This is a genomic window from Empedobacter tilapiae, from assembly GCF_004785645.1.
Lineage (GTDB): Bacteria > Bacteroidota > Bacteroidia > Flavobacteriales > Weeksellaceae > Empedobacter > Empedobacter tilapiae.
Genome location: NZ_SRPE01000002.1, coordinates 126,611 through 153,327 on the forward strand (window position 1 = coordinate 126,611; position 26,717 = coordinate 153,327).

The 26,717-nt window shown below is 32.0% G+C and carries 25 protein-coding genes; 14 read left to right on the top strand and 11 right to left on the bottom strand.

Going from position 1 to position 26,717, the window contains the following annotated elements:
• Positions 1-44 precede the first annotated feature (44 nt).
• The 6 genes from mutS (at position 45) to E4J94_RS02650 (ending at position 9,641) form a co-directional block, all read left to right on the top strand.
• Positions 45-2,600, top strand: coding sequence for a DNA mismatch repair protein MutS (gene mutS / locus E4J94_RS02625; RefSeq protein ID WP_135834334.1), 2,556 nt, complete (start codon positions 45-47; stop codon positions 2,598-2,600).
• A 10-nt stretch (positions 2,601-2,610) separates the two neighbouring features.
• The gene (locus tag E4J94_RS02630; RefSeq protein WP_135834335.1) at positions 2,611-3,414 is read left to right on the top strand and encodes a M48 family metallopeptidase; all 804 of its coding nucleotides are present in this window, start codon (positions 2,611-2,613) and stop codon (positions 3,412-3,414) included.
• A gap of 97 nt (positions 3,415-3,511) precedes the next feature.
• A complete protein-coding gene (gene acs, locus E4J94_RS02635; RefSeq protein WP_135834336.1) occupies positions 3,512-5,416 on the top strand; it encodes an acetate--CoA ligase in 1,905 nt (634 codons plus the stop codon).
• Between the two features lie 174 nt (positions 5,417-5,590).
• On the top strand, positions 5,591-6,238 hold the full coding sequence (locus tag E4J94_RS02640; RefSeq protein WP_038332050.1) for an O-methyltransferase: 648 nt from the start codon (positions 5,591-5,593) through the stop codon (positions 6,236-6,238).
• Positions 6,238-7,002 (top strand): C40 family peptidase, encoded by a 765-nt coding sequence (locus tag E4J94_RS02645; RefSeq protein WP_135834337.1) that lies wholly within the window; start codon positions 6,238-6,240, stop codon positions 7,000-7,002. The genes E4J94_RS02640 and E4J94_RS02645 overlap by 1 nt, the downstream gene beginning before the upstream one ends.
• Before the next feature lie 140 nt (positions 7,003-7,142).
• Positions 7,143-9,641, top strand: a complete 2,499-nt coding sequence (locus E4J94_RS02650; RefSeq protein ID WP_135834338.1) for a cation-translocating P-type ATPase — start codon at positions 7,143-7,145, stop codon at positions 9,639-9,641.
• 28 nt (positions 9,642-9,669) lie between these two features.
• Here the strand turns inward: E4J94_RS02650 and E4J94_RS02655 are convergent, their stop codons facing one another.
• From E4J94_RS02655 to E4J94_RS02665, 3 genes are all read right to left on the bottom strand, one after another.
• Entirely contained in the window at positions 9,670-10,440 is a 771-nt protein-coding gene (locus E4J94_RS02655) for an alpha/beta fold hydrolase (protein ID WP_135834339.1), read from the bottom strand.
• Positions 10,441-10,528: 88 nt separating this feature from the next.
• Entirely contained in the window at positions 10,529-11,095 is a 567-nt protein-coding gene (gene gmk / locus E4J94_RS02660; protein ID WP_135834340.1) for a guanylate kinase, read from the bottom strand.
• Entirely contained in the window at positions 11,095-11,955 is an 861-nt protein-coding gene (locus tag E4J94_RS02665) for a YicC/YloC family endoribonuclease (protein WP_246034241.1), read from the bottom strand. Before E4J94_RS02665 ends, gmk begins: the two co-directional genes overlap by 1 nt.
• A 149-nt stretch (positions 11,956-12,104) precedes the next feature.
• Between E4J94_RS02665 and E4J94_RS02670 the strand changes: the two genes are divergently transcribed.
• A complete protein-coding gene (locus E4J94_RS02670) occupies positions 12,105-13,415 on the top strand; it encodes a DUF4026 domain-containing protein (protein ID WP_135834341.1) in 1,311 nt (436 codons plus the stop codon).
• On the opposite strand, the gene hutI is transcribed toward E4J94_RS02670, so the two are convergent.
• From hutI to hemH, 6 genes are all read right to left on the bottom strand, one after another.
• A complete protein-coding gene (gene hutI / locus E4J94_RS02675) occupies positions 13,405-14,634 on the bottom strand; it encodes an imidazolonepropionase (RefSeq protein ID WP_135834342.1) in 1,230 nt (409 codons plus the stop codon). The genes E4J94_RS02670 and hutI overlap by 11 nt on opposite strands.
• A gap of 112 nt (positions 14,635-14,746) precedes the next feature.
• Positions 14,747-15,283 carry a GNAT family N-acetyltransferase gene (locus tag E4J94_RS02680; RefSeq protein ID WP_135834343.1) on the bottom strand — a complete coding sequence of 179 codons (537 nt, stop codon included), beginning with the start codon at positions 15,281-15,283 and terminating at the stop codon, positions 14,747-14,749.
• Between the two features lie 6 nt (positions 15,284-15,289).
• Entirely contained in the window at positions 15,290-15,499 is a 210-nt protein-coding gene (locus E4J94_RS02685; protein ID WP_135834344.1) for a hypothetical protein, read from the bottom strand.
• 69 nt (positions 15,500-15,568) lie between these two features.
• Positions 15,569-16,621, bottom strand: coding sequence for a DUF3078 domain-containing protein (locus tag E4J94_RS02690; protein WP_135834345.1), 1,053 nt, complete (start codon positions 16,619-16,621; stop codon positions 15,569-15,571).
• A 27-nt stretch (positions 16,622-16,648) separates the two neighbouring features.
• Entirely contained in the window at positions 16,649-17,749 is a 1,101-nt protein-coding gene (locus E4J94_RS02695; RefSeq protein WP_135834346.1) for a DUF3078 domain-containing protein, read from the bottom strand.
• A gap of 80 nt (positions 17,750-17,829) precedes the next feature.
• Complete coding sequence (gene hemH / locus E4J94_RS02700; RefSeq protein WP_135834347.1) at positions 17,830-18,813, bottom strand: ferrochelatase; 984 nt, start codon at positions 18,811-18,813, stop codon at positions 17,830-17,832.
• Positions 18,814-18,921: 108 nt separating this feature from the next.
• Between hemH and ruvB the strand changes: the two genes are divergently transcribed.
• The 6 genes from ruvB (at position 18,922) to E4J94_RS02730 (ending at position 23,204) form a co-directional block, all read left to right on the top strand.
• Positions 18,922-19,959 (top strand): Holliday junction branch migration DNA helicase RuvB, encoded by a 1,038-nt coding sequence (gene ruvB, locus E4J94_RS02705; RefSeq protein ID WP_135834348.1) that lies wholly within the window; start codon positions 18,922-18,924, stop codon positions 19,957-19,959.
• Between the two features lie 3 nt (positions 19,960-19,962).
• Positions 19,963-20,910 carry a tRNA epoxyqueuosine(34) reductase QueG gene (gene queG / locus E4J94_RS02710; RefSeq protein ID WP_135834349.1) on the top strand — a complete coding sequence of 316 codons (948 nt, stop codon included), beginning with the start codon at positions 19,963-19,965 and terminating at the stop codon, positions 20,908-20,910.
• Between the two features lie 61 nt (positions 20,911-20,971).
• Positions 20,972-21,652: an SH3 domain-containing protein gene (locus E4J94_RS02715; protein WP_135834350.1), complete on the top strand. Its 681-nt coding sequence runs from the start codon at positions 20,972-20,974 to the stop codon at positions 21,650-21,652.
• Positions 21,645-22,172 carry a hypothetical protein gene (locus tag E4J94_RS02720; RefSeq protein ID WP_135834351.1) on the top strand — a complete coding sequence of 176 codons (528 nt, stop codon included), beginning with the start codon at positions 21,645-21,647 and terminating at the stop codon, positions 22,170-22,172. Before E4J94_RS02715 ends, E4J94_RS02720 begins: the two co-directional genes overlap by 8 nt.
• Positions 22,162-22,656, top strand: coding sequence for a hypothetical protein (locus E4J94_RS02725; protein ID WP_135834352.1), 495 nt, complete (start codon positions 22,162-22,164; stop codon positions 22,654-22,656). Before E4J94_RS02720 ends, E4J94_RS02725 begins: the two co-directional genes overlap by 11 nt.
• 29 nt (positions 22,657-22,685) lie before the next feature.
• Entirely contained in the window at positions 22,686-23,204 is a 519-nt protein-coding gene (locus E4J94_RS02730; RefSeq protein WP_135834353.1) for a hypothetical protein, read from the top strand.
• Positions 23,205-23,260: 56 nt separating this feature from the next.
• Here the strand turns inward: E4J94_RS02730 and E4J94_RS02735 are convergent, their stop codons facing one another.
• Both E4J94_RS02735 and E4J94_RS02740 read right to left on the bottom strand, forming a co-directional pair.
• Entirely contained in the window at positions 23,261-24,310 is a 1,050-nt protein-coding gene (locus E4J94_RS02735; RefSeq protein WP_135834354.1) for an endonuclease, read from the bottom strand.
• A gap of 80 nt (positions 24,311-24,390) precedes the next feature.
• A complete protein-coding gene (locus tag E4J94_RS02740; RefSeq protein ID WP_135834355.1) occupies positions 24,391-25,269 on the bottom strand; it encodes a helix-turn-helix domain-containing protein in 879 nt (292 codons plus the stop codon).
• 196 nt (positions 25,270-25,465) lie between these two features.
• On the opposite strand from E4J94_RS02740, the gene hemA reads away from it, so the two are divergent.
• A complete protein-coding gene (gene hemA / locus E4J94_RS02745; RefSeq protein WP_135834356.1) occupies positions 25,466-26,713 on the top strand; it encodes a glutamyl-tRNA reductase in 1,248 nt (415 codons plus the stop codon).
• Positions 26,714-26,717: the final 4 nt, after the last annotated feature.

A 26,717-nucleotide genomic window follows, 5' to 3' on the forward strand; every position in this document is an offset into this window, starting at 1 on the left:
ATAATAATTTGACAAAAGTAGTAAAGAATAAGGAAACTCCTCTAATGAAACAATATAACACGATCAAGGCGAAATATCCTGATGCGATGTTGTTGTTCCGTGTGGGAGATTTTTACGAAACATTTGGAGAAGATGCTGTGCGAGCTTCTCGCATTTTAGATATAGTTTTAACGAAACGCGCCAATGGCTCTGATAATAGTGCTTTGGCAGGTTTTCCTCATCATAGTTTGAATACTTATTTACCGAAATTGGTGAAAGCTGGTTTGCGTGTTGCAATTTGTGATCAGCTCGAAGATCCAAAAATGGTAAAAGGTATCGTAAAACGTGGTGTTACAGAATTAGTAACGCCTGGTGTTGCGTTGCAAGATGAGGTTTTATCGTCAAAATCGAACAACTTTTTGATGGCTGTTCATCAAGGTGATAAAACTTTTGGAATTGCGTTGTTAGATGTTTCGACGGGAGAATTTTTAGTTTCTGAAGGACAAGAAGATCAAGTGGCGAAGATTATTCAATCGTTTCGACCAAGTGAAGTGATTTATCAAAAACGTGTCAAATACAATTTTTCTGACGTAAAAAGTAAATTTTTGTTGGATGATTGGGCTTTTCAATATGATTTTGCAATTGATAAATTAACCAATCTTTTCAAAACTAAGAATCTTAAAGGTTTTGGAATCGAAGATTTAAAAGATGGAATTATTTCTGCTGGTGCTATTTTAGCTTACTTGGACGATACGCATCATTTCGAAATTCAGCACTTAACATCTATTCAGCGTCTTAATCAAGATAGTTTTGTGTGGATGGATCCATTCACGATTCGTAATCTAGAATTGGTTTATTCTCCACATCCAAAAGGTGTTACGTTATTAAATGTTTTAGATGATACCAAAACTCCGATGGGTGCTCGTTTGCTGAATCGTTGGATGGTAATGGTGTTGAAAGATTTGAAATCAATTCAACGTCGTCAAAATATTGTTGAATATTTCCACAAATTTGGAGATTTACGTTACGATCTACGCGAAAAATTAGGACAATTAACCGATTTAGAACGTTTAGCTGGAAAAGTTTCGACAGGTAAAATTACACCTCGTCAATTACAACAATTAGCACAAAGTTTGAAAATTTCGGAAGAAATAAAAGAAGTTGCTGAACAATCAAATATCAAAGAAGTTTCGGATTTATTTACGCGAATAGAACCGATTGACGATTTAACGCAAAAGATTTTTGATACACTTTCTGATGAGCCACCTCATCAAATTGTAAAAGGAAATGTGATTAGAGAAGGCGTTTCGGAAGAATTGGATCGATTAAGAAAAATTCAGTTTTCTGGAAAAGATTATTTGGATCAAATGTGTCAACGCGAAACAGAGCGAACTGGAATTTCGTCCTTGAAAATTGCATTCAATAATGTGTTTGGTTATTATATTGAAGTTCGAAATACGCACAAAGATAAAGTGCCAGAAGAATGGATTCGTAAGCAAACTTTGGTGAATGCAGAACGTTATATTACCGAAGAATTAAAAGAATACGAAACACAAATTCTTGGCGCAGAAGAAAAAATTCTTGCTATAGAAAATCAATTATTTATTGAATTATTACAAGAAATTATCACCAAACTTTTACCTATTCAACAAACGGCAAAAGCAATTGCATTTTTGGATGTTTTGTCAACTTTTGCAGAAATAGCTGAGAAAAATAATTACACTAAACCTTCTCTTAATGATGGTTTTGAGTTAAATATAAAAGAAGGTCGCCATGCTGTAATTGAACAACAATTACCAATTGGCGAACAATATGTGTCGAATAATGTTGAGTTAAATTCGGATCATCAACAAATTATTATGATTACTGGACCAAATATGTCTGGTAAATCAGCACTTTTACGTCAAACTGCCTTAATTGTTTTGATGGCTCAAATGGGAAGTTTTGTTCCAGCACAAGTTGCAGATTTAGGAATTATTGATAAAGTTTTTACACGAGTTGGTGCTTCAGATAATATTTCGTCAGGCGAATCAACATTTATGGTCGAAATGAATGAGACAGCAAGTATTCTAAATAACATTTCGGAACGAAGTTTGATTTTGTTGGATGAAATTGGTAGAGGTACTTCAACTTATGATGGAATTTCAATCGCATGGGCAATTGCAGAATTTCTACATCAAAGTGCCTTGAAACCAAAAACATTGTTTGCTACACATTATCATGAATTGAATGAAATGTCAAAATCGATGGAACGTATCAAAAATTTTAATGTAAGTATTAAAGAAACAAAAGATACAATATTATTTTTGAGAAAATTAGTTCAAGGAGGAAGTGAGCACAGTTTTGGTATACATGTTGCTAAAATGGCTGGGATGCCAAAGCGAGTGGTGGACAGGGCGAATGATGTGTTAAAGGTCTTGGAAGCAACGAAAACAGATGAAGGAATCTCGAATAAAACGGAGAAAATAACGCAAGATAATATGCAATTAAGTTTCTTTCAGTTAGATGATCCAATTTTAGAATCGATTCGAAAAGAAATTATGAACACAGATATTAATACTTTAACACCTGTTGAAGCATTGATGAAATTGAATGAAATCAAAAAGAAACTCGGTAAATAAACTTAAAAATATGAAAAAAATAATTTTAACCGCTGCAGGAGCTTTAGTCTTAGCTTCTTGTGCTACAAATCCAGTTACAGGACGTAAATCGTTGTCATTAGTATCGAACGCAGATTTATTTCCGACAGCTTATAATCAGTATTCTCAAGTTCTTAAACAAGGTAAAGTGATTACTGGTACTGCTGATGCAAAAATGGTGCAAACAGTAGGGGAACGTCTAAAATATGCCGCTGAAAAATATTATCAAGAAAAAGGAATATCTTCTCAATTACAAGGTTATCAATGGCAATTTACGTTGTTGAATGCAAACGAAGTAAATGCGTGGTGTATGCCTGGAGGTAAAGTTGCAGTTTATACAGGTATTTTACCTATAACTAAAGATGCGACAGGTTTAGCAGTTGTTTTAGGGCACGAAATAGGTCATGCTTTGGCTGGTCACAGTGCGGAGCAAGCTTCTCAACAAATGGCAGCTCAAGGTTTAGGGCAAATCGTTGGAGGATCGATTGGAAACGCAGAATATGCAAAAGTTTTTGAACAATTGTATCCTGTAGGAGCGCAAGTTGGTTTATTAAATTATTCTCGTAAGATGGAATTAGATGCTGATGTTACAGGATTATATTTGATGGCAATGGCTGGTTATGATCCATCTCAAGCTATTCCTTTTTGGGAACGAATGGCTGCTAAAAGTGGCTCAGCAGGTGTTTCAGAATTTTTAAGTACTCACCCTTCGGATGCTACACGTATCATGAAAATAAAAGAGGCTTTACCAACAGCTTTAGCATATTATAAAGCAAGTCCATATAAAGGAAAATAATTAATATTTTATTCATTATTAAAAAATAACGAGCTGATTTGATAAATCCGCTCGTTTTTTTTATATTGTGTACTCAAAACCACAAAATATTTTATAAATGATTAATGATTTTAGAATTCACTCTTTTTCTGAATATAAAAAAGAGTACAAAAAGAGTGTAAAAGATCCTGAAAAATTTTGGGATAAGATTGCTGAAAATTTTGTTTGGCAGCAGAAATGGGAAAAACCGCTTGAATATGATTTTGAAAAGGCAGATTTTAAATGGTTTCAAGGAGGTAAGTTAAATATTACTGAAAATGTTTTAGATCGTCATTTAGAAAAAAATGGAAATAAAACAGCTTTAATTTGGGAACCAAATAACCCTTTAGAAGAAACTAGAATTATTACTTATCGACAATTACATTCAAAAGTTTGCCAATTTGCAAATGTTTTAAAAAATAATGGAATAGAAAAAGGAGATCGTGTATGTATTTATATGCCAATGATACCTGAGTTGGCAATAGCCTTATTAGCTTGTGCAAGAATTGGTGCAGTGCATTCAATTGTTTTTGCAGGATTTTCTTCTTCCGCAATAGCTTCTCGTATTAATGATTCTCAATGTAAAGTTTTGGTAACTGCAAACGAAGTTTATCGTGGAACAAAGCCTATTAATTTAAAAGCGATTTGTGATGAGGCATTAAAAGATTGTCCATCTATTCAGACATGTATAGTTTACCGTCGTGCAATAGAACCAACATCAATGGTAGGAGGAAGAGATAAATTTTGGATGGACGAAATGCATAAAGTAGATGATAATTGTCCTGCGGAAATTATGGATGCCGAAGATCCTTTGTTTATCCTGTATACTTCTGGTTCTACGGGAAAACCAAAAGGAATGGTGCATACATGTGGTGGATATATGGTAGAAACGGCTTATTCGTTCGATAATATTTTCCAAATGGAACACAATGATATTTATTGGTGTACAGCAGATATCGGTTGGATTACGGGACATAGTTACATTATTTATGGACCTTTGGCTTGTGGAGCAACTTCGGTAATGTTCGAAGGAATTCCAAGTTTTCCTGATTTTGGACGTTTTTGGGAAATTGTCGAAAAATTAAAAGTGACACATTTCTATACAGCTCCAACAGCAATTCGTTCGTTAGCTCGTGAGTCGTTAGACTATGTCGAGAAGTATGATTTATCAAGTCTTAAAGTTTTAGGATCAGTTGGTGAACCAATTAACGAAGAAGCTTGGCACTGGTTTAATGATTATATTGGAAAAGGAAATTGTCCAATTGTAGATACATGGTGGCAAACCGAAACAGGTTCGATTTTGATTTCGCCATTAGCAGGAATTACGCCGCTTCGTCCAACGTTTGCAACATTACCACTTCCTGGAATTCAGCCAGTTTTAATGGATGAACAAGGAAAAGAAGTAGAAGCAGTAAATGAGAAAGCAGAAGGACGTTTAGCAATTAAATTTCCTTGGCCATCTATGGCTCGTACTATTTATGGAGATCATAAACGTTATATAGAAACCTATTTTTCAACATTTCCAGGATATTATTTTACGGGAGATGGAGCGTATCGCGATGTAATGGAAAATTATAGAATTACAGGGCGTGTAGATGATGTGGTGATTGTTTCTGGACACAATTTAGGAACTGCGCCAATAGAAAATGCAATAAATGAACACGAAGCTGTAGCAGAAAGTGCAGTTGTTGGTTATCCTCATGATATCAAAGGAAATGCTTTGTATGCTTTCGTGATTTTACAAGATGGAGTACAAGGTTCACCAGAACTTGAAGCAGAAATAAAAAATGGAGTTTCTAAATTAATTGGAGCAATTGCAAAACCAGATAAAATACAGTTTGTTTCAGGTTTACCAAAAACGCGAAGCGGAAAAATTATGCGTCGTATTTTGAGAAAAATTGCAAGTGACGAAACTGATTTTGGCGATACATCAACATTATTAGATCCAGATATTGTAACTGTTATTCAGAAAGGAAAAGTTTAAAATATAGTTGAGATTTAGTCTAAGCTTATCAAAATAATTTTCAAAACAAAAAGCATTACCCAAAAAGTAATGCTTTTTTGGTTTGATTATTTTGGATAAATTTTCTCATCTAAATTTCCTTTATATAGCCGAGATTCAATGCATTTTTTGTAATTTTGTAGACTTTTTAAAGGTATGATAAAAATTTCACCAGTTTTAGAATCGTATTTAGATCATCATGTGGATCAAGAACCTGAAATCTTGAGCCGTTTACGTGTTGAAACTTACCAATGTACAACGCAGCCACACATGATTTCGGGCGAATATCAAGGTCGTTTGTTAAGCATTTTGTCGAAGATTTTAGCGCCTAAAACTATTTTAGAGTTAGGAACTTTTACAGGTTACGCAACATTGTGTTTGGCAGAAGGTTTGACTGCTGATGGAAAAATCATTACGATGGATAAAAATGATGAGTTAGAATATCTTTGCAGAAAGTATTTTGATGAATCAGAATTTGCCTCAAAAATTGATTTCAGAATCAATGATGCGCGCGAAGAATTGAATACAATTGAAAAAGATTCTGTAGATTTAGCTTTTATTGATGCCGATAAAGAGAGTTATCCTTATTATTTCGAGAAAGTATTGGAACTTCTTCGTCCCGGAGGAGCAATGTTGGTTGACAATGTGTTGTGGTACGGAAAAGTGATGATGGAGGAGGAAGATAAGAAAGATCCTTCGACAAAAATCTTGAAAGAATTTAATGAGATGGTAACGAAAGATGAACGTGTCGAATCGATCATTTTACCAATTCGTGATGGAATTACATTAATTCGAAAAAAATAATGAAGTACGCCATTTGTCAAGTAAGTGTTGCGCCATTGCGCTCCGAAGCAAGAGATTCATCAGAAATGGTGAGTCAGGTTTTGTTTGGAGAAAAGTTGATTATTTTAGAAGAATTAGAAAAATGGACGAAAGTTCAGTTAGCTTTTGATGGTTATGAAGGTTGGCTTGATCAAAAACAAATTGTAGAAATTTCGGAAGAAGAATACAACAAAGACTCGATCGAGAAATTTGCTATCAATCCGTACAATCATGCAATGGAAAACGGCTTACCAATGACATTGACAATTGGAGCTGAGGTTCGTGCTTTGAATGAAAGTAAAATCAAAATTGGTCCAAAATGTTTTGAATATTTTGGTGTATATACTTCTGGTAAAAAATCCAAAGATCAATTGGTTGAAATTGCAAAAGCTTATCTAAATGTTCCATATTTATGGGGCGGAAAATCTTCTTTTGGAATTGATTGTTCTGGTTTAACGCAACAAGTATATAAAATAGGCGGTTACAAAATTCCGAGAGATGCTTATCAACAAGCAGAAATGGGAGATGTTTTGAGTTTTGTGGAAGAAGCAGAGCCAGGAGATTTAGCTTTTTTTGATAATGCAGAAGGTCGAATTATTCATGTCGGAATTATGTGTGGAAATGGAAATATTTTACATGCACACGGGAAAGTTCGCATTGATCCAATTGATACAAATGGAATTTTTAATACCGATTCACAAAAATATTCGCATAAACTGCGATGCATTCGAAAATTAATTTCTTAATAATAGAGCAAAAATCATTTCATTTGAAATGATTTTTTTGTTTTAATTGAAATCAAATCTAAATAGGACATAATCAATGATTAAACTATTTTTTAATTAGATTTAGGTGTAACTTTAGTAAACACTAATCGATTGAAATAATGTCTATAAAAATTCCCGATCATTTAAAAGGATTATCTGATTCTGAAGTAAAAAAATCGCAACAATTATACGGCGATAATGCAATAAAAAACGAGCATAAAAGTACTTGGTACAGTATGTTGTTCGATATTTTGAAAGAACCTATGACGATTATTTTAATTGTTGTTTCGGTCATTTATTTGCTTGTTGGCGATTTTGGCGAGGCGACCTTTATGTTTGTTGCGATTTTGGCTTTAACAGGAATTTCTTTTTATCAGGATACTCGTAATCAGAAAGCTTTGGAAGAACTCGAGAAGCTGAACGAGCCTTTGAGTTCGGTTGTTCGAAATGGACGTTTAATAGAAATTCCTACGCACGAAATCACTGTAGGAGATTTATGTGTAACCGAAGAAGGAAAAATGATAAATGCTGATGGAAAAATTGTTCATAGTAATGATTTTTCTGTAAATGAATCGGCTCTAACTGGCGAAAGTATGTCGGTTTTTAAAGATATAGAAAACCCTCAAATTTATAGTGGAACCTTAACTGTTTCGGGCTTGGCTTTTTTTGAAGTTACGGCTATTGGTTCGCAAACCGAGTTAGGAAAAATAGGAACTTCGATTCTATCCATTAAAGAAGAAAAATCGCCTTTGCAATTGCAAATCGAAAAGTTTGTAAAAGGAATGGCAATCATCGGAATCGTCGTTTTTCTATTGGTTTGTTTGGTTAATTACATTCAAACAAAAGACATAATTAGCAGTTTATTAAGCGGATTAACATTGGCAATGTCTATTTTACCAGAGGAAATTCCAGTTGCTTTTACCACATTTATGGCTTTAGGTTCGTGGAAATTAATGCGTGAAGGAATTATCGTTAAAAAAAGCAGTGTAGTAGAAACTCTAGGAAGCACAACTGTAATTTGCAGTGATAAAACAGGAACAATTACCGAAAATTCGATGCAGTTAAAAGCGATTTACGATTTTAAAACAGATGCTATTTTCGAAGAAAATCAATTTCATGACAAAACGATTTCTGAATTGATAGAATATGCAATGTGGAGCAGCGAACCGGTTCCTTTTGATCCGATGGAAAAAACATTGCATCGTGTTTATGAAGCAACGCAAAACGATGTTCGAGCTAACTATCAAATGTTTCACGAATATCCATTGTCAGGAAAACCTCCGATGATGACACATTGTTTTAAAAATAATGAAAATCAACAAATAATTGCGGCAAAAGGAGCTCCAGAAGCTATTTTACAAGTTTCGAATCTTTCTGATAAACAAAAAGAACATTTGCGAAACGTTATTCGCGATTTTGGGACAAAAGGTTTCCGACTTTTGGGTGTTGCAAAATCTACTTTTAATTCAAACGATTTTCCAAAACATCAACAAGATTTACCTTTTGAATTATTAGGTTTTGTTGTCTTTTATGATCCGCCTAAAAAGGGAATAAATGAGGTTTTTGAGAAAATATATAATGCCGGAATAAAAGTAAAAGTAATTACAGGAGATAATCCTGAAACTACAATGAGTATTGCTAATCAGGCTGGAATTATTCATGCTGAAGATTGCATTACAGGAAGTGAAATTACACAACTTTCTGAAAAAGAATTATTAAAAGTAGCCGACGAAAAAGTATTGTTTGCACGAATGTTTCCCGAAGCAAAATTAGCCGTCGTAAAAGCTTTGAAAGAGGATAGAGAAGTAGTTGCAATGTTGGGCGATGGAGTAAACGATGGACCAGCATTGAAAGCCGCACATATTGGTGTTGCAATGGGCGAAAAAGGAACTGAAATAGCCAAACAAGCTGCGCAATTAATTTTAACAAATGATGATTTAGGAAAATTAGTTGTCGGAATAGCTGCTGGAAGACGCATTTATACGAATCTTAAAAAGGCTGTTCAATACATTATCTCGATTCATATTCCAATTATATTAATTGTTTCGTTACCGTTATTTTTAGGTTGGGCTTTTCCGCAAATTTTCACACCTGTTCATGTTATTTTTTTAGAATTGGTTATGGGACCAACGTGTTCTATTGTGTATGAAAACGAGCCTTTAGAGAAAAATTCTATGAACGAAAAACCTCGTCCTATGACGGAAACTTTTTTGAATTGGAAAGAACTTTCGGCAAGTATTATTCAAGGAATTATAATCACATTAGGATTGCTTTTTGTTTATCAATACACTTACCAATTAGGAGGAAATGAAGAAAAAACTCGAGCAATGGTTTTTACAACGTTGATTTTCTCGAATGTTTGGTTGAGTTTAACGAATAGATCGTTTTATTATAGTTTGTGGTCAAGTTTTAAAAATAAAAATAATTTAATGGTTGGCGTTACAATTCTTACATTGCTTATACTTTTTGCAATATTGTATATAAAGCCAATTTCTTTATTTTTTAAAGTTTCTTCATTAAATCTAAAAGAATTAGTAATAGCAATGCTTGTAGCAATGTTATCGGTTTTGTGGTTTGAAGTTTATAAATGGATAAAACGTAGGAGAAAAATTGAATAAAATAGTAATATTTAGGTTTATTGATTCGTTATAACGAATCAATAAACTCAACTGTTTTTACCAAAGTAGGCGTTCTATTTTCTTTGTAGGGCGTATGTTTTGCATCAAGAACAAGATAACTTTCTTTTCTTCCTTTTACATTATTGATAATTCCATTTACTTGCTCAATCGAACCAAATTCATCATCAATTCCTTGAATAACTAATGTTGGACATTCTATATTTTTTAATTCTTCTCGAATATCAAAATCAATAAAATCTGGACGTAACCAAGTTTCTGTCCACATCTCAAAAACTTTCTGCGTATTTTCTCCGTGATATTTTTCTAAACGCATTTTTAAATTAGTTTCTGTGTATGCAATTTTAGCTTCTCTAATTCCTTGCAATGAAATTTCTTCCACAATAATGTGCGAACCAACTACAACAATTCCTTGTAAATTTTGGTGAAATTTCGAAGCATAAAGTAACGCAATCGATCCGCCATCGCTATGACCAAATAAAATAATGTGTTTGAAGTTGAAATGTTGAACCAAATCATTTAGAAAATCTGCTTCATCATGCATATACGTTAATTCACGACGATAAATGGTAAAAGGTGAAGATTTTCCATAACCTTTTCTATCGTAGATGAATAAATTACAATTCGTTTTTTCGGCAACTTCTTTTGGGAAATCTCTCCAAAGTTGTGTAGAACCTAAAGAATCGTGTAAGAAAATAAGAGTTGGTCTTTCTGGATTTATTTCGTGGTGATAATAATGAATATTGGCGTTGTTAATTTCTAAACTATTTTCTATTTCCATTTATGAAGTAATTTTTTTGAATTTAAAGATAACAAAAATGCCTCGATTTTATTTATTCGAGGCATTTATATATTAATAATAAAAAATTTTACTTGATAAAATCTGTAATAATTTCTAAGGTTTTTGCTTTTGCAGTTTCTAAATCGTCGTTCAATAAAATGATATCAAAGTCTTTTGCTTTTTCCATTTCAATTCCTGCTTTGTCCAAACGCTGTTTCAATTTATCTTCGCTTTCTGTGTTGCGAGAAATCAAACGTTCTTTCAAAATTTCCAAAGATGGAGGATTTACAAATACCGTTAAACATTGATCTCCGTACAATTTTTTGATATTCAATGCACCAATAACATCAATATCAAAAATCACAGAATTTCCTTCTGATGTAATGCGATCAACTTCTGATTTTAAAGTTCCATAAAAATTATCGCGGTAAACTTCTTCGTGTTCTACGAATTCGTCGTTTGCAATTTTTGCTTTAAATTCTTCTGGTGTTAAGAAATAATAGTCTTCTCCGTGAGCTTCACCTTCGCGTTTATCTCTAGTTGTACAAGAAATAGAAAATTTGATATTCTCCAATTGTTCTAAAGCGTAACGAACCAAAGTTGTTTTTCCTGCACCTGATGGAGCTGAAAAGACGATTAATTTTCCTTTTTTCATTATAAAATGTTTAACGATTGTTCTTTAATTTTTTCTAATTCATCTTTCATCTGAACTACAATTTTTTGCATTTCAGAATGATTTGATTTTGAACCTAATGTATTAATTTCACGACCAATTTCTTGCGAAATAAAACCAAGTTTTTTTCCATTAGATTCAGTTCCAGCTAATTCTTTCAAGAAATATTCGCAATGGTTTTTTAGACGAACTTTTTCTTCCGTAATATCCAATTTTTCCACATAGAAAATTAATTCTTGCTCAAAACGATTTTGATCAATATCAACTTTCACTTCTTCTAAACGCTTATTAAAACGTTCTTTGATTGCCTCAATTCGTTCTTTTTCAAAAGGCACAACTTGTGTTAAAAGCTCCAAAATATTATTCAAGTTTAAAGTCAAATATTTCTCTAAAACTTTTCCTTCATCTAATCTAAATTGATTTAAAGCGTCAATTGCGTCAATAATTGTTGCACGAATTTGATTCCATTCGTCTTCACCCAAATCGTCTTGCGTGTACGAAATAACGTCTGGAAGGCGCATTACTACAGGTAACAATTCACCATCAGTCACATTTGGTGTGATTGATTTGAATTCTGCCATATAACTTTTGATTAATTCAGCATTTATATTTTGATTTCTTGCAGCAGGATTTAACTCTACTAACATCGAAAAATCAACTTTTCCACGTTGAACTTTTTCTGAAATAAGGTTTCTGATTTCTAATTCTTTTTCACGATAAAAAGAAGGAATTCTCGTGTTTAAATCCAGTGTTTTACTGTTTAAAGAACGGATTTCTATCGTTACTTTTTTCTCAGGTAATTCCAATACGGCTTTACCGTAACCTGTCATAGATGCTATCATAATTGTAAAATTATGCGAACAAAATTACAATAAATTAACGTAATGCGAACTGAATTATCATCTTTAATCATTTTAAAGTTTAACATTTTGCTAAAATTTTGATGAACTTAAAACATTTACCTTTAACAAAAAACAAACTAAAAATAACTATGACAAATCAAGAATTGTACAAAGGAATTGCAGAAGATGGATTGAGTTTACCTTCTACAATGGGAATTTTTCCTTCGTCGAAAGATTTTGTATTCTCGAGAGAATCAATCGAAAAAAGTTTGAAATCAACTAATTATTTTCAATTAATTAATTTTGATCTTATCGAAATTGATAAAGACGAAAATGGAGCGGTGAAGCAAGAATATCAACTTGTAGTGTCTTATTTGGAAGAAGAATTTGATGTGAATTTGTATGTTGTGGATGCGAAAAGTAACGATTATTCTGAATTTGGCTTCGGAAATATGATTTCTGATGAAGAAATGGAAATTGCGACTCAACAAGATTTTTATTTGGAATCTGTGATGTATTTCGGAAATGACGCGTTGGATAGTTTTCATTTGCAACTAAAAATTATGCAAGCCATTGTCGAGAATCCGTCTATTGTTGTCGATTTTATGCCTTATCGTTTGCTTTCTGGTAAATGGGCGAAAGTAACAGCAGAGTCAGAAATTCCGCCTGCGCCTTCGTATTTATATGTGATACATGGCGTTTATGATGAGGACGAAAATGGCGATCGCGTTTATTGGATGCATACACATGGTTTGCATCGTTGCGGTTCTGTGGAATTGGAAATGTTGAACATCAAAGATGGAGTAGAGCAGATGAATTCGGCTTTGGATATGATTGTAAATGCGTTTATCAAACCAGATTTTCGTTCGCCAGAAAATGAAGAATTTAATATTGGTTATGATGGTTTGGATATTACATTTTGTTGGAAACGTTGGGAAGATGTGGTAAAAGATTATCCTGCAACAATTCCTGGAGGTTACAATGAACGTCAGCCAGAAAACGAAAATTATGAGCCTTGTGGCGTTTTGTTAGCGGTGCAAGAGGGACATACGTTAACGCCAGAAGTTTATGCAGCAACAATTGCAGATAATCCGATTTTCTTTATCAGCGATCAGGAAACGGAACGAATGTCAGCCTTGGCTTATCAACGTTTTGAATCGTATAAAAAAGCATTTAACACGTATTTTAATCCAGAAGCAGATGAAGAGAATTATTATCGATTTTTAATCAAATTAGGATTTGATGTTGATCATGAAATGAATAAGGAACATATTTGGTTTGATGTGTACGGAATCAATGAAAACAACGAAATTTTTGGTGTTTGTTTGAATCGTCCTTATGCTGTAGAAGGTTTGAATGAAGGAGATGAAGGTCTTTATCCGCAAGAAATGATTACCGATTGGTTAATTTATACGCCGACAAACACCATCACTCCTGATAATATTTACACTATTGATTAATCAACGCGCCATTTTTCCAAACATGCGTTGGTTGTAATTGCCCTTGATAATAGATAATATTACGATAATCGAAGGTAGAGAAGCTGATAAAATCGGCTTTTTTACCTTTTTCTATTGTGCCGCGATCAGCTAAATTCAGTGCTTTTGCCGCACGAAAAGTAATTGCAGCTAAAACTTCTGCCATTGATAATTTCTCGAAAGTAGCCAAAACAGAAGCTTGTGTCAGAAGATTTCCCATTGGAGCAGAACCAGGATTCCAATCCGAAGCAATCGAAACGCAACAACCAGCATCTAACAATTTTCGAGCAGGAGAATATTGCATTCCCAAACCGATAGAAGCGCCAGGTAAAACTGTTGCAACTACATCAGAATTGGCAAGATTTTTCACTTCTTCTTCACCAGAAAATTCTAAATGATCTGCACTTAATGCCTTATATTTTGTTGCTAAATAACTTCCTCCAGCTGTAAATTGATCAGCATGAATCGTAATTTCAAATCCTTGATTTTTTGCTTCATTCAAAAAATAATCGCCTTCTTCAACAGAAAAAGCAGATTGTTCCACAAAAATATCGACACGATTTGTTAAATCATCAGCTTTTAATTTTGGAAAAACTTCTTTCACCAAAAGTTCTAAATATTCTTTGTTCGAACCTTCAAAATCTTTTGGTTTCATATGAGCACCTAAAAAAGTTGGAACTAAATCAATTTCACTTTCTTGATTCGCCATATTTATCGCTTCCAACATTTTAATTTCACCTTCAACAGAAAGTGCATAACCCGATTTAACCTCAGCAGTTGTGATTCCTTGTTTGGTTAATTGCGCAACATGCTTTAGCGTAATATCTTTCAGTTCGTCAACTGTTTTCTTACGTGTTTCTGTTACAGTAGACCAAATTCCACCACCACTTTCGGCAATTTCTAAATAAGTTTTTCCGTCCAAACGCATTGCAAAATCTTTGGCGCGATTTCCTCCAAAACAAACGTGTGTATGCGAATCCACAAATCCAGGAAGAAGAATTTGTTCTGTTTCTATTTGTTCAATTTCGATGGTTGGATGTTGGTGAGAAAGTGTTTCGAAATTTCCAATTTCTACAATTGTTTCATCATTAATAATAATTCCTCCATCTTCGAGAACTTCGACTTGATTTTCGTGAATAGCACCTTTTAAAGGTAAATTGGCAAGTGTTATAATTTGTCTGAAAGGACCGATTAATTTCATTTTTGTTGTTTTATAACACAAGTTTACGAAATTTAAGGGAGAATTTGTAAACAAGCTGAACTTGTTATCAAATAAGATGTGATTTCAAAACAAGTTTGGAATGACTTAATTTTTATCGTAAGTCAGTCGATAAAATAGCGTAACCATAATTATCTGTCCAACCAGATTTTAGAGGAAGTAATTGTCTTGTATGCGCTTCTCGTATCATGCCAACTTTTTCAAGAACTTTGTAAGAACTAATATTATCAACTGCGCATCCAGCTTCGATTCTGTGAAGATTTAAAGTATTAAATCCAAAAGAAATAATTTCTTTTAAAGCTTCGGTTGCAATTCCTTTGTTCCAAAAATCTGGATGTAATTTGAACCAAATTTCTGCATTTTTGTATTTAGCTCGACCTAAATTTAGAGAAATTAACCCAGCAAATTGATTGTCATTTTCGATAACAAAAGTATAAGCTTGTGGTTGTTCTCCTTGATTAGATTTTACTAAATCTTTTACATGAAGAATTGTAACCTCTATATTTTCTGGAATTCCTAAAGTGTTATATTTATCAACTTCTTCGATAGAATGTAATTGATGAATTGCTTCAGTATCATCAATTGTGACTGATTTCAAAGTTAATCGTTCAGTTTTAAGAATAACATTCATACTATTTTACTTTTTCTTCAAATAAGTTGGATCGTTGGGATATTTGATCACTTTAGCTAAAGTAACGATTGAAATTAGAGTAAAAATAAAAATAACAACAATACTAATAATGATACGATTATTTTGCTCATTATTTAATCCAATATACAATTCAAAAGCTGCCCATATAATTATTAAAATTTGAGGTAAAAGAGCGCCGAAAATATTTTTTGTCATTTTATACTTTTATTGAATTGTAAAAATACGAAAATAAAAAACCTGCTTATCAAAAGCAGGTTGAAAATATTATTGTGCGACTAATTTTGTTTCATTAAGAATAGGTTCATTCTTCAAAATATTCGTTGCCATTTCTACAGTATCTTGTTTTTCTTCGAAAATAGGAGCTTCTTGTATAAAAGCCGTTGCTGGAGCTTCTTCAACTTTTGGAGGAGTGTTGTCGAATTTGTAATTAAATCCGATTCCAAGTGTTTGTTTAATTTGTGTTTTCTTAATTTGATCCTCGTCATACAATAAGTTGACACTTACTTGAGCAGAAATAAATTTGTTTACTTTCATATCCAAAATTCCTTGATAAGCAACGTCCATATTTCCAAATTTTTTCAAATAATCAGCATAGATTCCAACACGATTATCATACATAATGCCTTCCATTATCTTTAATTTATATCGCGCACCTAAATATGCACCGAATTCAAACAAAGTATTATCTCCATCATTTTTAAGTCCAAAGTTTCCTTTTTTCTGTAAATCTTTGTCTAAAACAAAAGTCATTCTTGGTGTGAATGGATGAATATTAACTTGGAAATTTTCGTTCGGTTTGTAATCAACTCCCAAACCTAAACTTAAATAACCTGGAGCCATTAAATTTGAAATTTTCGTTTTTGGATCAGTTGAATAATCAAAGCCTTCTGTAAATTGTGTACGGAAATTCATTGAAGCAGCTAAATACCAATTATTTCCGATGCTGTAGCCGTAAGAAGAAGTTAAGTCGATAACATCATTAGTTTTCCGAGAGCTTTCACCTTTATTGGTTTGGATTCCGTATCCCAAAACAACTCGATTATCCCAAATATGTTTTTCTCGAGTTAGATTAAATTCGTAATCAATATTTCCATTCAATGCAAATGAATTAACTCCTCCTGCAACCCAATTACTGAATGCACTTTGAGAAAATAAAAGAGAGTTATTTCCTGAAACAAACCATCCAGGTTGGCGACCTTCAAATTTTTGATCTTTTAAATAACGTTTACTATCTGTAGATACTTTCCCATCTTTTACCGTTTGAGCAAAAGAAGAAGTACTTCCAATTATTACTAGTACAAATAAAATTTTTTTCATTATAGTTAAGCTGATTTAATTAATAATTTATTCTAAAAAAATAGATTCAGATTTTATGTAAGTTGATTTTTCGTCAATCGTGTTTTTATCGAAAACACGATCATAGTTTTGTTTATCGAGTTTTATTTTTTGTAATTTAATCGGAATTATTCCTGAAGTATCAAAATAAGGGAGAATTTCTTTTTTTCGACGTTTTTTCTTTTCTTTTTTCTTTGTACTATCTATTTTATAAGTCAAACCAATTCCGAGAGCTTGTTTAAATTGTGTTTCAGCAACTTGATCTTCATCATAAATCAAATTTATTGTTAGTTGTGTTGACATGAAATTATTAATCTTCATATCTAATAATCCAGCATATACGATATCTAAATTATAAAATTTGTTAGAATAATTAGAGAAAATTCCAATATTGTTATCGTAAGTCACGTTCTCAAAAAGTTTTAGTTTGTATCTTCCTCCTAAATATGCACCAACTTCGAAAAGAAATGTATCTCCATCGCTACGCAAACCATAAGTTCCTTTCCTTTGTAAATCTTTATCTGCTACAATTGTTGTTCGGGAAGTTAAAGGTTGAAAACTAATAGAGAAATTAGAATTAGGAGTATAATTAGCACCAATACCTATTGTTACATAAGCTGGAGCAAAAAGATTGGATAATTTCTTTTTTGGTGTTGCAGAATAATCATATCCAGCAGAAAATTGTGAACGTATATTTAAAGAAGAGGTTAAATACCACTTTTCTTTAATTAAATAACCATATGAAGTTGTGATATTTAAATTATCAGCAGTTTTGCGTGTTCCATTAGTTTTATTATCTAAGAAACCATATTCTAAAATAAAACGATTATCCCAAAAGTGTTTCTTTTTTCGGAAATTGAATTCGTAATCAGCTTTAGCATTTAATGAAACAGAGTTTTCTCCACCTGCCATCCAATTAGAAAAAGTATTTTGATTAACGGTTAATGTATTTGCACCATAAATTTCCCAACCAGATTTTCGACCTGTTGTATCAACTTTAGATTTTAAATATTTTCGACCATCAATAATCAAGTTTCCACCTGTATCTAAAAACTGAGCAGAACTAAAAAGAGATAGGATTAAGAAAATGATTGAGAAAATTAGTCTCATCTTTAAAAAATATCTTTGTCTAAAATTGAAAAATTCTAAACAAAGATATTTAATTTATTTTGTAAGGATAAAACCCTTTCTTAATTATTTTCCCAACCTTGAAACCATTTCACCAATGTGTTAATCCAATCTTGACGATCATTAAGACAAGGAATATAGGTAAAATACTCACCGCCAGCTTTTAAGAATTCTTCTTTTCCTTCCATAGAAATTTCTTCTAAAGTTTCTAAACAATCTGCCACAAACGCAGGTGTACAAACTGCTAAGTTTTTAACACCTTTTTCAGGGAAATGTTCTAAAGTTTCGTCTGTATATGGTTGAATCCAAGGATCTTTTCCAAGACGAGATTGAAACGAAGTGTAATATTTATCCTCTGGTAATTGAAGATATTCGGCAACTAACTTAGTTGTTTCTAAACATTGGTTGCGGTATGTTTCAATTGGTAATTTACTCGCCTTTGCTGCTTTCAAAGCTTTTTTATCGTGGCGTTCAGGAATTCCATGATAAGAGAACAATAATTTATCATAATTCTCAGGTAAATTTTCTTTAATGGAATCACCCAAAACTTTTACATAATCTGGATGTTTGTAAAAAGCTTTTAAGAAATTTACATGAACATCTTTAAATTTTTTCTTCTGAATTTCTAATACTTTATCCGCTACCGTTTCTGTTGTAGACATTGTATATTGAGGATAAAGAGGAACAACTAACATATCGCGAACACCTTTATCATAAAGCTCTTGCATTCCAAATTCTATTGAAGGATTTTTGTAACGCATCGCCAAACCGATTGGTATTTCTAATTGTTCTTGAACTTTTTGTTGCAAAATTTTAGAATAAATAATTAATGGAGATCCATCTTTTGTCCAAATTTTTCTATAAGCTTCTGCCGAATTAATTGGTCTTTTTGGCAAAATAAAAAGTTCTACAATCATTTTACGAATCAACCAAGGTGAGTCAATTACTTTTCCATCCATTAAAAATTCGCGTAAATAAGTTCTTACATCTTCAACTTCCGTAGAATCGGGCGAACCTAAATTCACTAATAATATTCCTTTGCTCATAATTCTTTTTATCTAAAAAAATATTGCGTTCTTTGTAGGTGTAAAAGTACGGCGGATAATTTAAATTGTCCTTCGTAATATTATCATTATAATTTATATCATCATTTTATGTCAGATTTATTAAATCCTGATAAAGAATTTTATCCAGACGACGATCTTAATCATGAAAATACTGTTCGTCCGCAAAGTTTTGATGATTTTGCTGGACAAGCGCATATTCTCGAGAATTTAGAAGTTTTCGTAAAAGCGTCTAAACTTCGTGGCGAAGCATTAGATCACGTTTTGTTGCATGGACCTCCAGGTTTGGGAAAAACTACATTGGCAAATATTATTGCGAATGAATTAGGCGTTGGAATCAAAATTACCTCTGGACCAGTTCTCGATAAACCAAGTGATTTAGCTGGTTTGTTAACGAATTTGGAAGAAAATGATGTGCTTTTTATTGATGAAATTCATCGTATGTCTCCTGTTATCGAAGAATATTTGTATTCGGCAATGGAAGATTTTAAAATTGATATTATGATCGAATCAGGACCAAATGCACGTTCGGTTCAAATTGGTCTGAATCCTTTTACATTAATTGGCGCAACAACACGTTCTGGTTTATTAACTGCGCCACTTCGTGCTCGTTTTGGAATCAATTTCCGTTTCGAATATTATAATGTCGAATTATTAAGTTCGATTGTTGAGCGTTCTTCTCGTATTTTAGATACCCCAATTGATGAAAGAGCAGCAATAGAAATAGCTGGTCGTAGTCGAGGGACTCCTCGTATTGCAAATGCATTACTGAGAAGAACACGAGATTTTGCACAAATAAAAGGAAATGGAAAAATTGATTTATCAATTGCGGAATTTTCTTTAAAAGCCTTGAAAGTTGATGATAATGGTTTAGACGAAATGGATAACAGAATTTTATCAACAATTATTGAAAAATTTAAAGGAGGTCCTGTTGGTATTACAACTTTAGCGACAGCTGTTGGAGAAAATGGCGGAACATTGGAAGAAGTTTATGAACCATATTTGATTCAAGAAGGTTATTTGATGCGTACTGCTCGTGGACGTATTGCAACTGAAAAAGCTTACAAACATATTGGAGTAAAATACCGTGGCGAAAATTCTCCTCAAACTGATTTGTTTGATTTGTAACAAATGCTCCTTCAAACAGAAGAACATATCAAAATAAAATGGTCCCAATGCATCAAAGAAAAAGCTGAAGCGTTGGGATTTATTTCTTGTGGTATAGCAAAGGCTGATTTTTTGGAAGAAGAAGCTCCTCATTTAGAAGCTTGGTTGAAGAATAATTATCATGGTGAAATGCAGTATATGGAAAATCATTTCGATATGCGATTAGATCCTAGATTATTGGTCGAAGAAGCAAAATCTGTGATTTCGTTGGCGTATAATTATTACCAAAATTTAGATCGAAATCCTAATTCGTACAAAGTAGCGATGTATGCACAAGGCGAAGATTATCATTTTGTCGTGAAGGAAAAAGTACGCGAATTATTAGATTTTATTCAAGAAGAAATAGGAGAGGTGAGCGGACGAGCTTTTACCGATTCAGCACCAATTTTGGAACATGCTTGGGCGAAAAAAGCTGGAATTGGTTGGGTTGGAAAAAATTCGTTGACGTTGTCCAAACAAAAAGGGTCGTTTTTCTTTTTATCCGAATTAATTATCGATTTAGATTTAGCGTATGATTCTCCAATCGAAACTGATCATTGTGGAAAGTGTACGCGTTGCATTGATGCTTGCCCAACTGAGGCAATTTTACCAAATAAAACTGTGAATGGAAGTCAATGTATTTCGTATTTTACAATTGAATTGAAAGATCAAATTCCGATTGAAATGAAAGGGAAGTTTGATGATTGGATTTTTGGTTGTGATGTTTGCCAAGAAGTTTGTCCGTGGAATCGTTTTTCGTTGCCAACGAAAGAAACTCGTTTTATTGGTCATGAAAAAATTAATCAATTCTCGAAGAAAGATTGGGAAGAGATTACGGAAGATGTTTTTCGAGAAATTTTCAAGAAATCACCTGTAAAACGTACAAAATTTGATGGTTTGAAAAGAAATATCGATTTTGTAAAATCACTATAATTCGTGAAAATTTTTGGTTTAGATTTTGTTAGCTTTACTTCAAGAAAATCGAATCATAAAAATGAAAAAAAGTTTATTCATTCTTACTACTTTTTTAAGCTATTTTGCGCAAGCTCAATTTGGGATTGTGCAAGATAAAGATGGTTTCGCAAACGTGAGAGATGAGAAAAATACTTCGTCTAAAATAGTTGCTAAAGTCAATTCAAATTCAATCTATCCAATTGATTCTGATGAAGAAAATTCGAAATGGTATTTGGTCGAATATCAACTTGAAAAAGCTGGTTATGTTTACCATGATCGAATCAAAAAGTTAGAAGATTTTGAAATGATTTCACCAACTTCGGTAAATGATTCTAAAATAGAATTTTCGATTGCGGATTATATTATTCAGCTCGAAACGCAAGCATTTAATTCGAAAAAGCATAAAGTTTTTAAAGAAAATGATTTTGTTTATGCGATTGATGAAAAAGATTTTCTTGGTTCGGACGGAATGATTCCTCAAACAGAATTCAAATCGTTTAAAGTATCATTCAAAGGAAAAGAAATTATCATTCCAAAAGAATATTTTACCAATTTATATAACGCGAATTTATCAGCAACAAAACTTACATACAATAAAGAGTTAAATCAATATTATTTGTTCGGGACTTTTAGCGATGGAGCGGGTGTTTATGATGCGCTTTGGATATTGGATAATGGAAAAATTGTAAAACATATTGCTCAAATTAATGCTTATGCTTAGTCGTTTTTCAATTTTAGGATGCTTTTTGCTATTTACTTCGACAATATTTGCTCAAAAAGTAACGACTTCCAAATTTGGAGATATTTCTTACGAAATGACACAAAAACAAGTAGCAGCTTTAACGCCAAATAAATTAGCTCTTTATGATGTAAATAATCCTGAAATGCCTGAACAGGACATTGAGTTGAATGGAATTAAATATCATATTTCGTATTATAAAAATTTGAAAACAAAACAATTTGAAGTGTATACGGTTTCGTCTGTTAGCGCTCAACTTTTGACTTTATCAGGAATAAAAATTGGAAGTTCGTTGGATGATTTATGGAAAGCGTACAAAAAATATGATATTTCTGTGCAAGATATTTTTGAAGATGAAGAAACAAAATCAGTCAGAGCTTTTTCAATAAATGATGTTGATAATGGTTGTACTTTAGACTTTTATTTGAAAGATAATAAAGTAATCAAAATGGTTTTGTTGAATGAATCTGGATATTTAAACAATAATATTTATGAGAACTAAAATAGCTTTATTAGGATTTTTCTTGCTTTCGGTTGTTGGATTTGGTCAGATTTCTACAACACGAATGAATGAACTGAAAATAGGTATGCGTCCTTCCGAAGTGTTGAAATTGTTAAGTAATAAACCTGTAGCGATTGCAGATGAAAACGAAACGAAAATAACTTTAAAAGGAATTGATTACACAATCGAAATAAGAAGTGGTTATTTGAGTAAAACAGAAAATGACACTTATTTAAGTTCTATTTCTACAAGAAGTAAAAAGATCAAAACTTTGTCTGGAATTGGAATTGGTAGTTCGCTGGAAGATTTGTGGAAAGTTTATTCGTCAAAATATAATGTGTTGTTGGATAAATCGAATAATAATAACAGAGAATTTAGAATTGACGATAGAGAAAATGGTGTTATACTGACGTTTTCTTTGAATAATGAAATTGTAACAACAATAGGATTGAGTTCTTATAATCCAGAAGAATGTACACTTTAAAGTAATGATTAAAACCTAAATACATAAAAATGAAAAAAAAATTTTTTATAGCCGCTTTTGTAGCTGGAATAGCTTTGCAAGCGCAAGTTTCTACAACTCGTATTAATGACGTAAAACTTGGAATGAAATTATCTGAATTAGAGAAATTGACTGGACAAAAATTCAAAATAAAATTGAATGAATATGGTTATCCTGATGGAGATGTAACAATTGTTTCTAAAGGAGTAACATATAAAGTTGGACTGACAACAAATGGAGAGGAGACTGGAGGTTCTTCTACTTTAACTGTATATAGTGTAAAGTCTTCGGATTCTAGTCTTAAAACATTATCTGGAATTAAAATTGGTTCATCTTTGGATGAGTTAATTAATAAATATAAAAATCTGAATATTTCTATTTTCGATGGCTATGATGATAAAACGGATAAAAGAACAAAAGCTTTTCGTTATTTTAATGTCGAAGATTATGATAATGGATCGATTCTACAATTCTATTTAGTGAATGATAAAGTAGTTTCTTTCGATGTAATGTATAATGAAGGTTGTTAGGAATATCTAATTTTAAATAAAAAACCAACTCTTTTGAGTTGGTTTTTTATTTAAAATTATTTTTTAATTACTTTTTTAGTGATGATATTTCCATCTTTCAAATGAATAGATAAAATATAGATTCCTGCTGGATAATTTTTCAAATTAACTTCAGTACCTAAATCAATACCAAGTAAGCGACCGTTAAAATCATATAAATTTGCGTAATCAAAATTCTTCGCATTAATTTTTACCTTATCTGTTGTTGGATTTGGAAAAACTTCAACAAGCGTTTGTTGATAATTATAATCGTTAGCAGATAATTCAGCCCAAGTATTTTCAGCTTTATCACCTCCCCAGATTAATGTTGCTAAATATGGATTATCTATAAAAGGATTTCGACTTCCTTGTGTTTCATAAATGATTTCATTTCTTACTTTTTCAAATTCTGAAACTTTGTCTTGTACGTTCCATTTTAAAAACATATCTGGCATTCCATCATTATTAGTTGTTGTATTGTTATACGCAACCAATTTAGGGTCGGTTTCCAAACCATAATGTAAATACATATACATAATAATTCGTGCGACATCTCCCGTCCATTCATCACCAGGATAAAAACCACCATTGATTAATTTAGCTTGCCCTGTTACATCTTGTGGCCATTTTTCACGATATGCATTATTACTTCTTGTAGAATTTATTTGTCTGTCCACTGCGCGTAAATTATGAGCATCTGTACCTGTACCAGGATATCTAGTGTCTAATACAGGATTTGCTAATGATTTCGGAAAAACATGTTCTCGTTCCCATTTTCCATTTGCATTTCCTCCAGTATTGTTTTTGTTATTAACGTCGCGTGTACGTTGTTCTGAATAAATGGTTGAATTATCTGAAAAACCATAAATCAGTAATACACGACCTTGTGAATCTAAATCCAAATCAGATTTATCTAAAATATTCCAAACACCAGGAGTGTACGTTACAGCATGATGTGTAGCATTGATTAAATCGTGTAACTCTTCCTTTATAATTTTTCCATTTTGCTTAAAATTTATTCCTTCATAATAGTCAGGTTGTTGAGCAAATGAAATTAAAGGAAATAAAAGAAGTAAATATCTTTTCATAACTATTTATTAAATACTTCACAAAAGTAAGTATTTATAAATGGTTAAAAACGATAATTAAGCTATCAATAATTAAACTTTTACTGAAATTGCTTGATATATTGTTTTGGAGTTAAACCGTATTTTTTCTTAAACGCTGATATAAAATGAGATGGATTTTCGTAACCAATTTCAAAAGAAATATCTTTTACCATTTGTTGATTTTCTTCGAGTTTATGAAGGGCATGTTCTAACTTTTTATCCAATAAATAACCATAAACAGTTGTTCCGTAAACTTCTTTAAAACCTTCTTTCAGATGATATTCTGATATCGAAAATTTTTCGCAAAGCTGTTTGATTGTTGGAGGATTTTTAAAATCAGCTAATAAATAATCTTTGATTTCTTTGATTCGTTTACCTTCATTTTCATCATTCAGGAAAGGACAATGTTCGGTTTGACTTTCGATTTCAGAAAAATAAAGTGTGAACAACTCATACATTTTTCCAATTAGAAATAAATTTTGAAATTGTGGAGAAAGTTTCATTTGTTCAATTTGATTCAAAACTAATTTTATCGAAGATCCAATTTCTCGTTCAATATAAAACTTTTCTTGTGTCATACTCGAAATCAAATCATTCTGAATTTGATATTCCGCAAACAATTGATGCAATTTTTGAATTGATAAAACGATAATATAAACTTTACTTTCAGCATTTATATTTAACGATAATGGAATATCTAATGTTGGATAATAGAACAAAAAACTTTTTCCTTCGTGCAAATTGATTTTATAAATACCATTATTAAAATTAAATGTCAACGAACCTTTTGTACAAAAATAGAATTGTATATAACGCTTGTCAATTCCTTTCAGAATAGTATCTGTAGAAGCTGTAAAGTTGTCAATTTGAGCGATAAATACGTCTGTTGACAATTTATACTCGTTAATTTTACTTTTATGGGTATTTTTTAAATCCATTTCGAATGATGAGGTTTGTCATATAAAAAACGTGATAATTGTCAACTTCGCTCTTTATAATGGTTTACATACAAATATAAACCTTTAATTTATAATTATTCTAAAAAAGCAAACTTTAATTTTTAGCGTTATTTTTTCTTTTTAAAGTTATTTTTCGAAGACTTTTGAAACTACTTTTGTATCAGTATTTGAAGAAATGGCAATTAGAGGTAATAAAACGGAAGAAAATTTTTACGTAATCGGAATCAGTTATGAAAAAGCTGACGCCATTACACGTGGTAAATTTACATTTTTCCCGGAACAAGTTGAAACGTTTACACAAGATTCTAAAACGAATGGTTTAGAAAACTTTTTTATTGTATCAACTTGTAATCGTACTGAATTTTATGGTTTTGCAGAAAACGAAGATCAAATCGTTGAGCAATATTGTAAATATACAGAAGGTAATGCAGATGAATTCCGTCAATTTATGATGGTAAAAGAAGGAGAAGAAGCGATTACACATTTATTCCGTGTTTCGTCGGGATTAGAAAGTCAGATTTTAGGTGATTTTGATATCATCGGACAAATCAAAATTTGGTTTTCTCGTTTCAAAAAACAAGGCGCATCAAATGCTTTTTTAGAGCGTTTGGTAAATACTGCGATTCAAATTAGTAAAAAAGTAAAGAACGAAACTTTCTTAAGTAACGGTTCTGCTTCGGTTGCATATTCTGCGGTTAATTTTATTCAAGCAACGCAAGAAAACTTGGCCAATAAAAATATTTTGTTGTACGGAATTGGTAAAATTGGTCGTAATACATGTGCTAATTTGGTCAAACATTATCCAAATACAAACATAACGTTAATCAATCGTACAAAAGAAAAGGCAGAAGTTCTTGGATTGAAATATGATATTACCGTAAAAGATCACAGCGAATTAAAAGAAGAATTACAAAATACAGATATTCTAATTGTTGCTACGGGAGCAAGTAATTACACAATTACAGAAGAAATGATTCCGTTCGATAAGGAAATGACGATTATTGATATGTCAGTTCCAGAAAATGTAATTCATACATTGGCTGCTCGCGAATCTATACAATTGGTAAATGTGGACGGATTGTCTAAAATGGTAGATGATACGATTGCGCAACGTCGCAATGCAATTCCAGAAGCTTTGGCAATTATAGAGGAGCTTTCTACAGAGTTTTACGAATGGTTAGAAACTAGAGAATTGGTTCCAGCTATTCAATCTTTCAAAGATAGATTAGACTTTTTTCAGAGTTTTGCTTTAAATAACTTGAAAAAAGATAATGTAAACATTGACGAAAATGAAACGATTTTAACTGAAAAAGTAATTCAGAAAATTACAAATCAGTTTGCTTCTTATTTGATTGAAAATAAAGAAAATGCAGACGAAACAATTCAGTTAATCGAAAAAATGTTTCATTTAAAACAAGCTTAATACA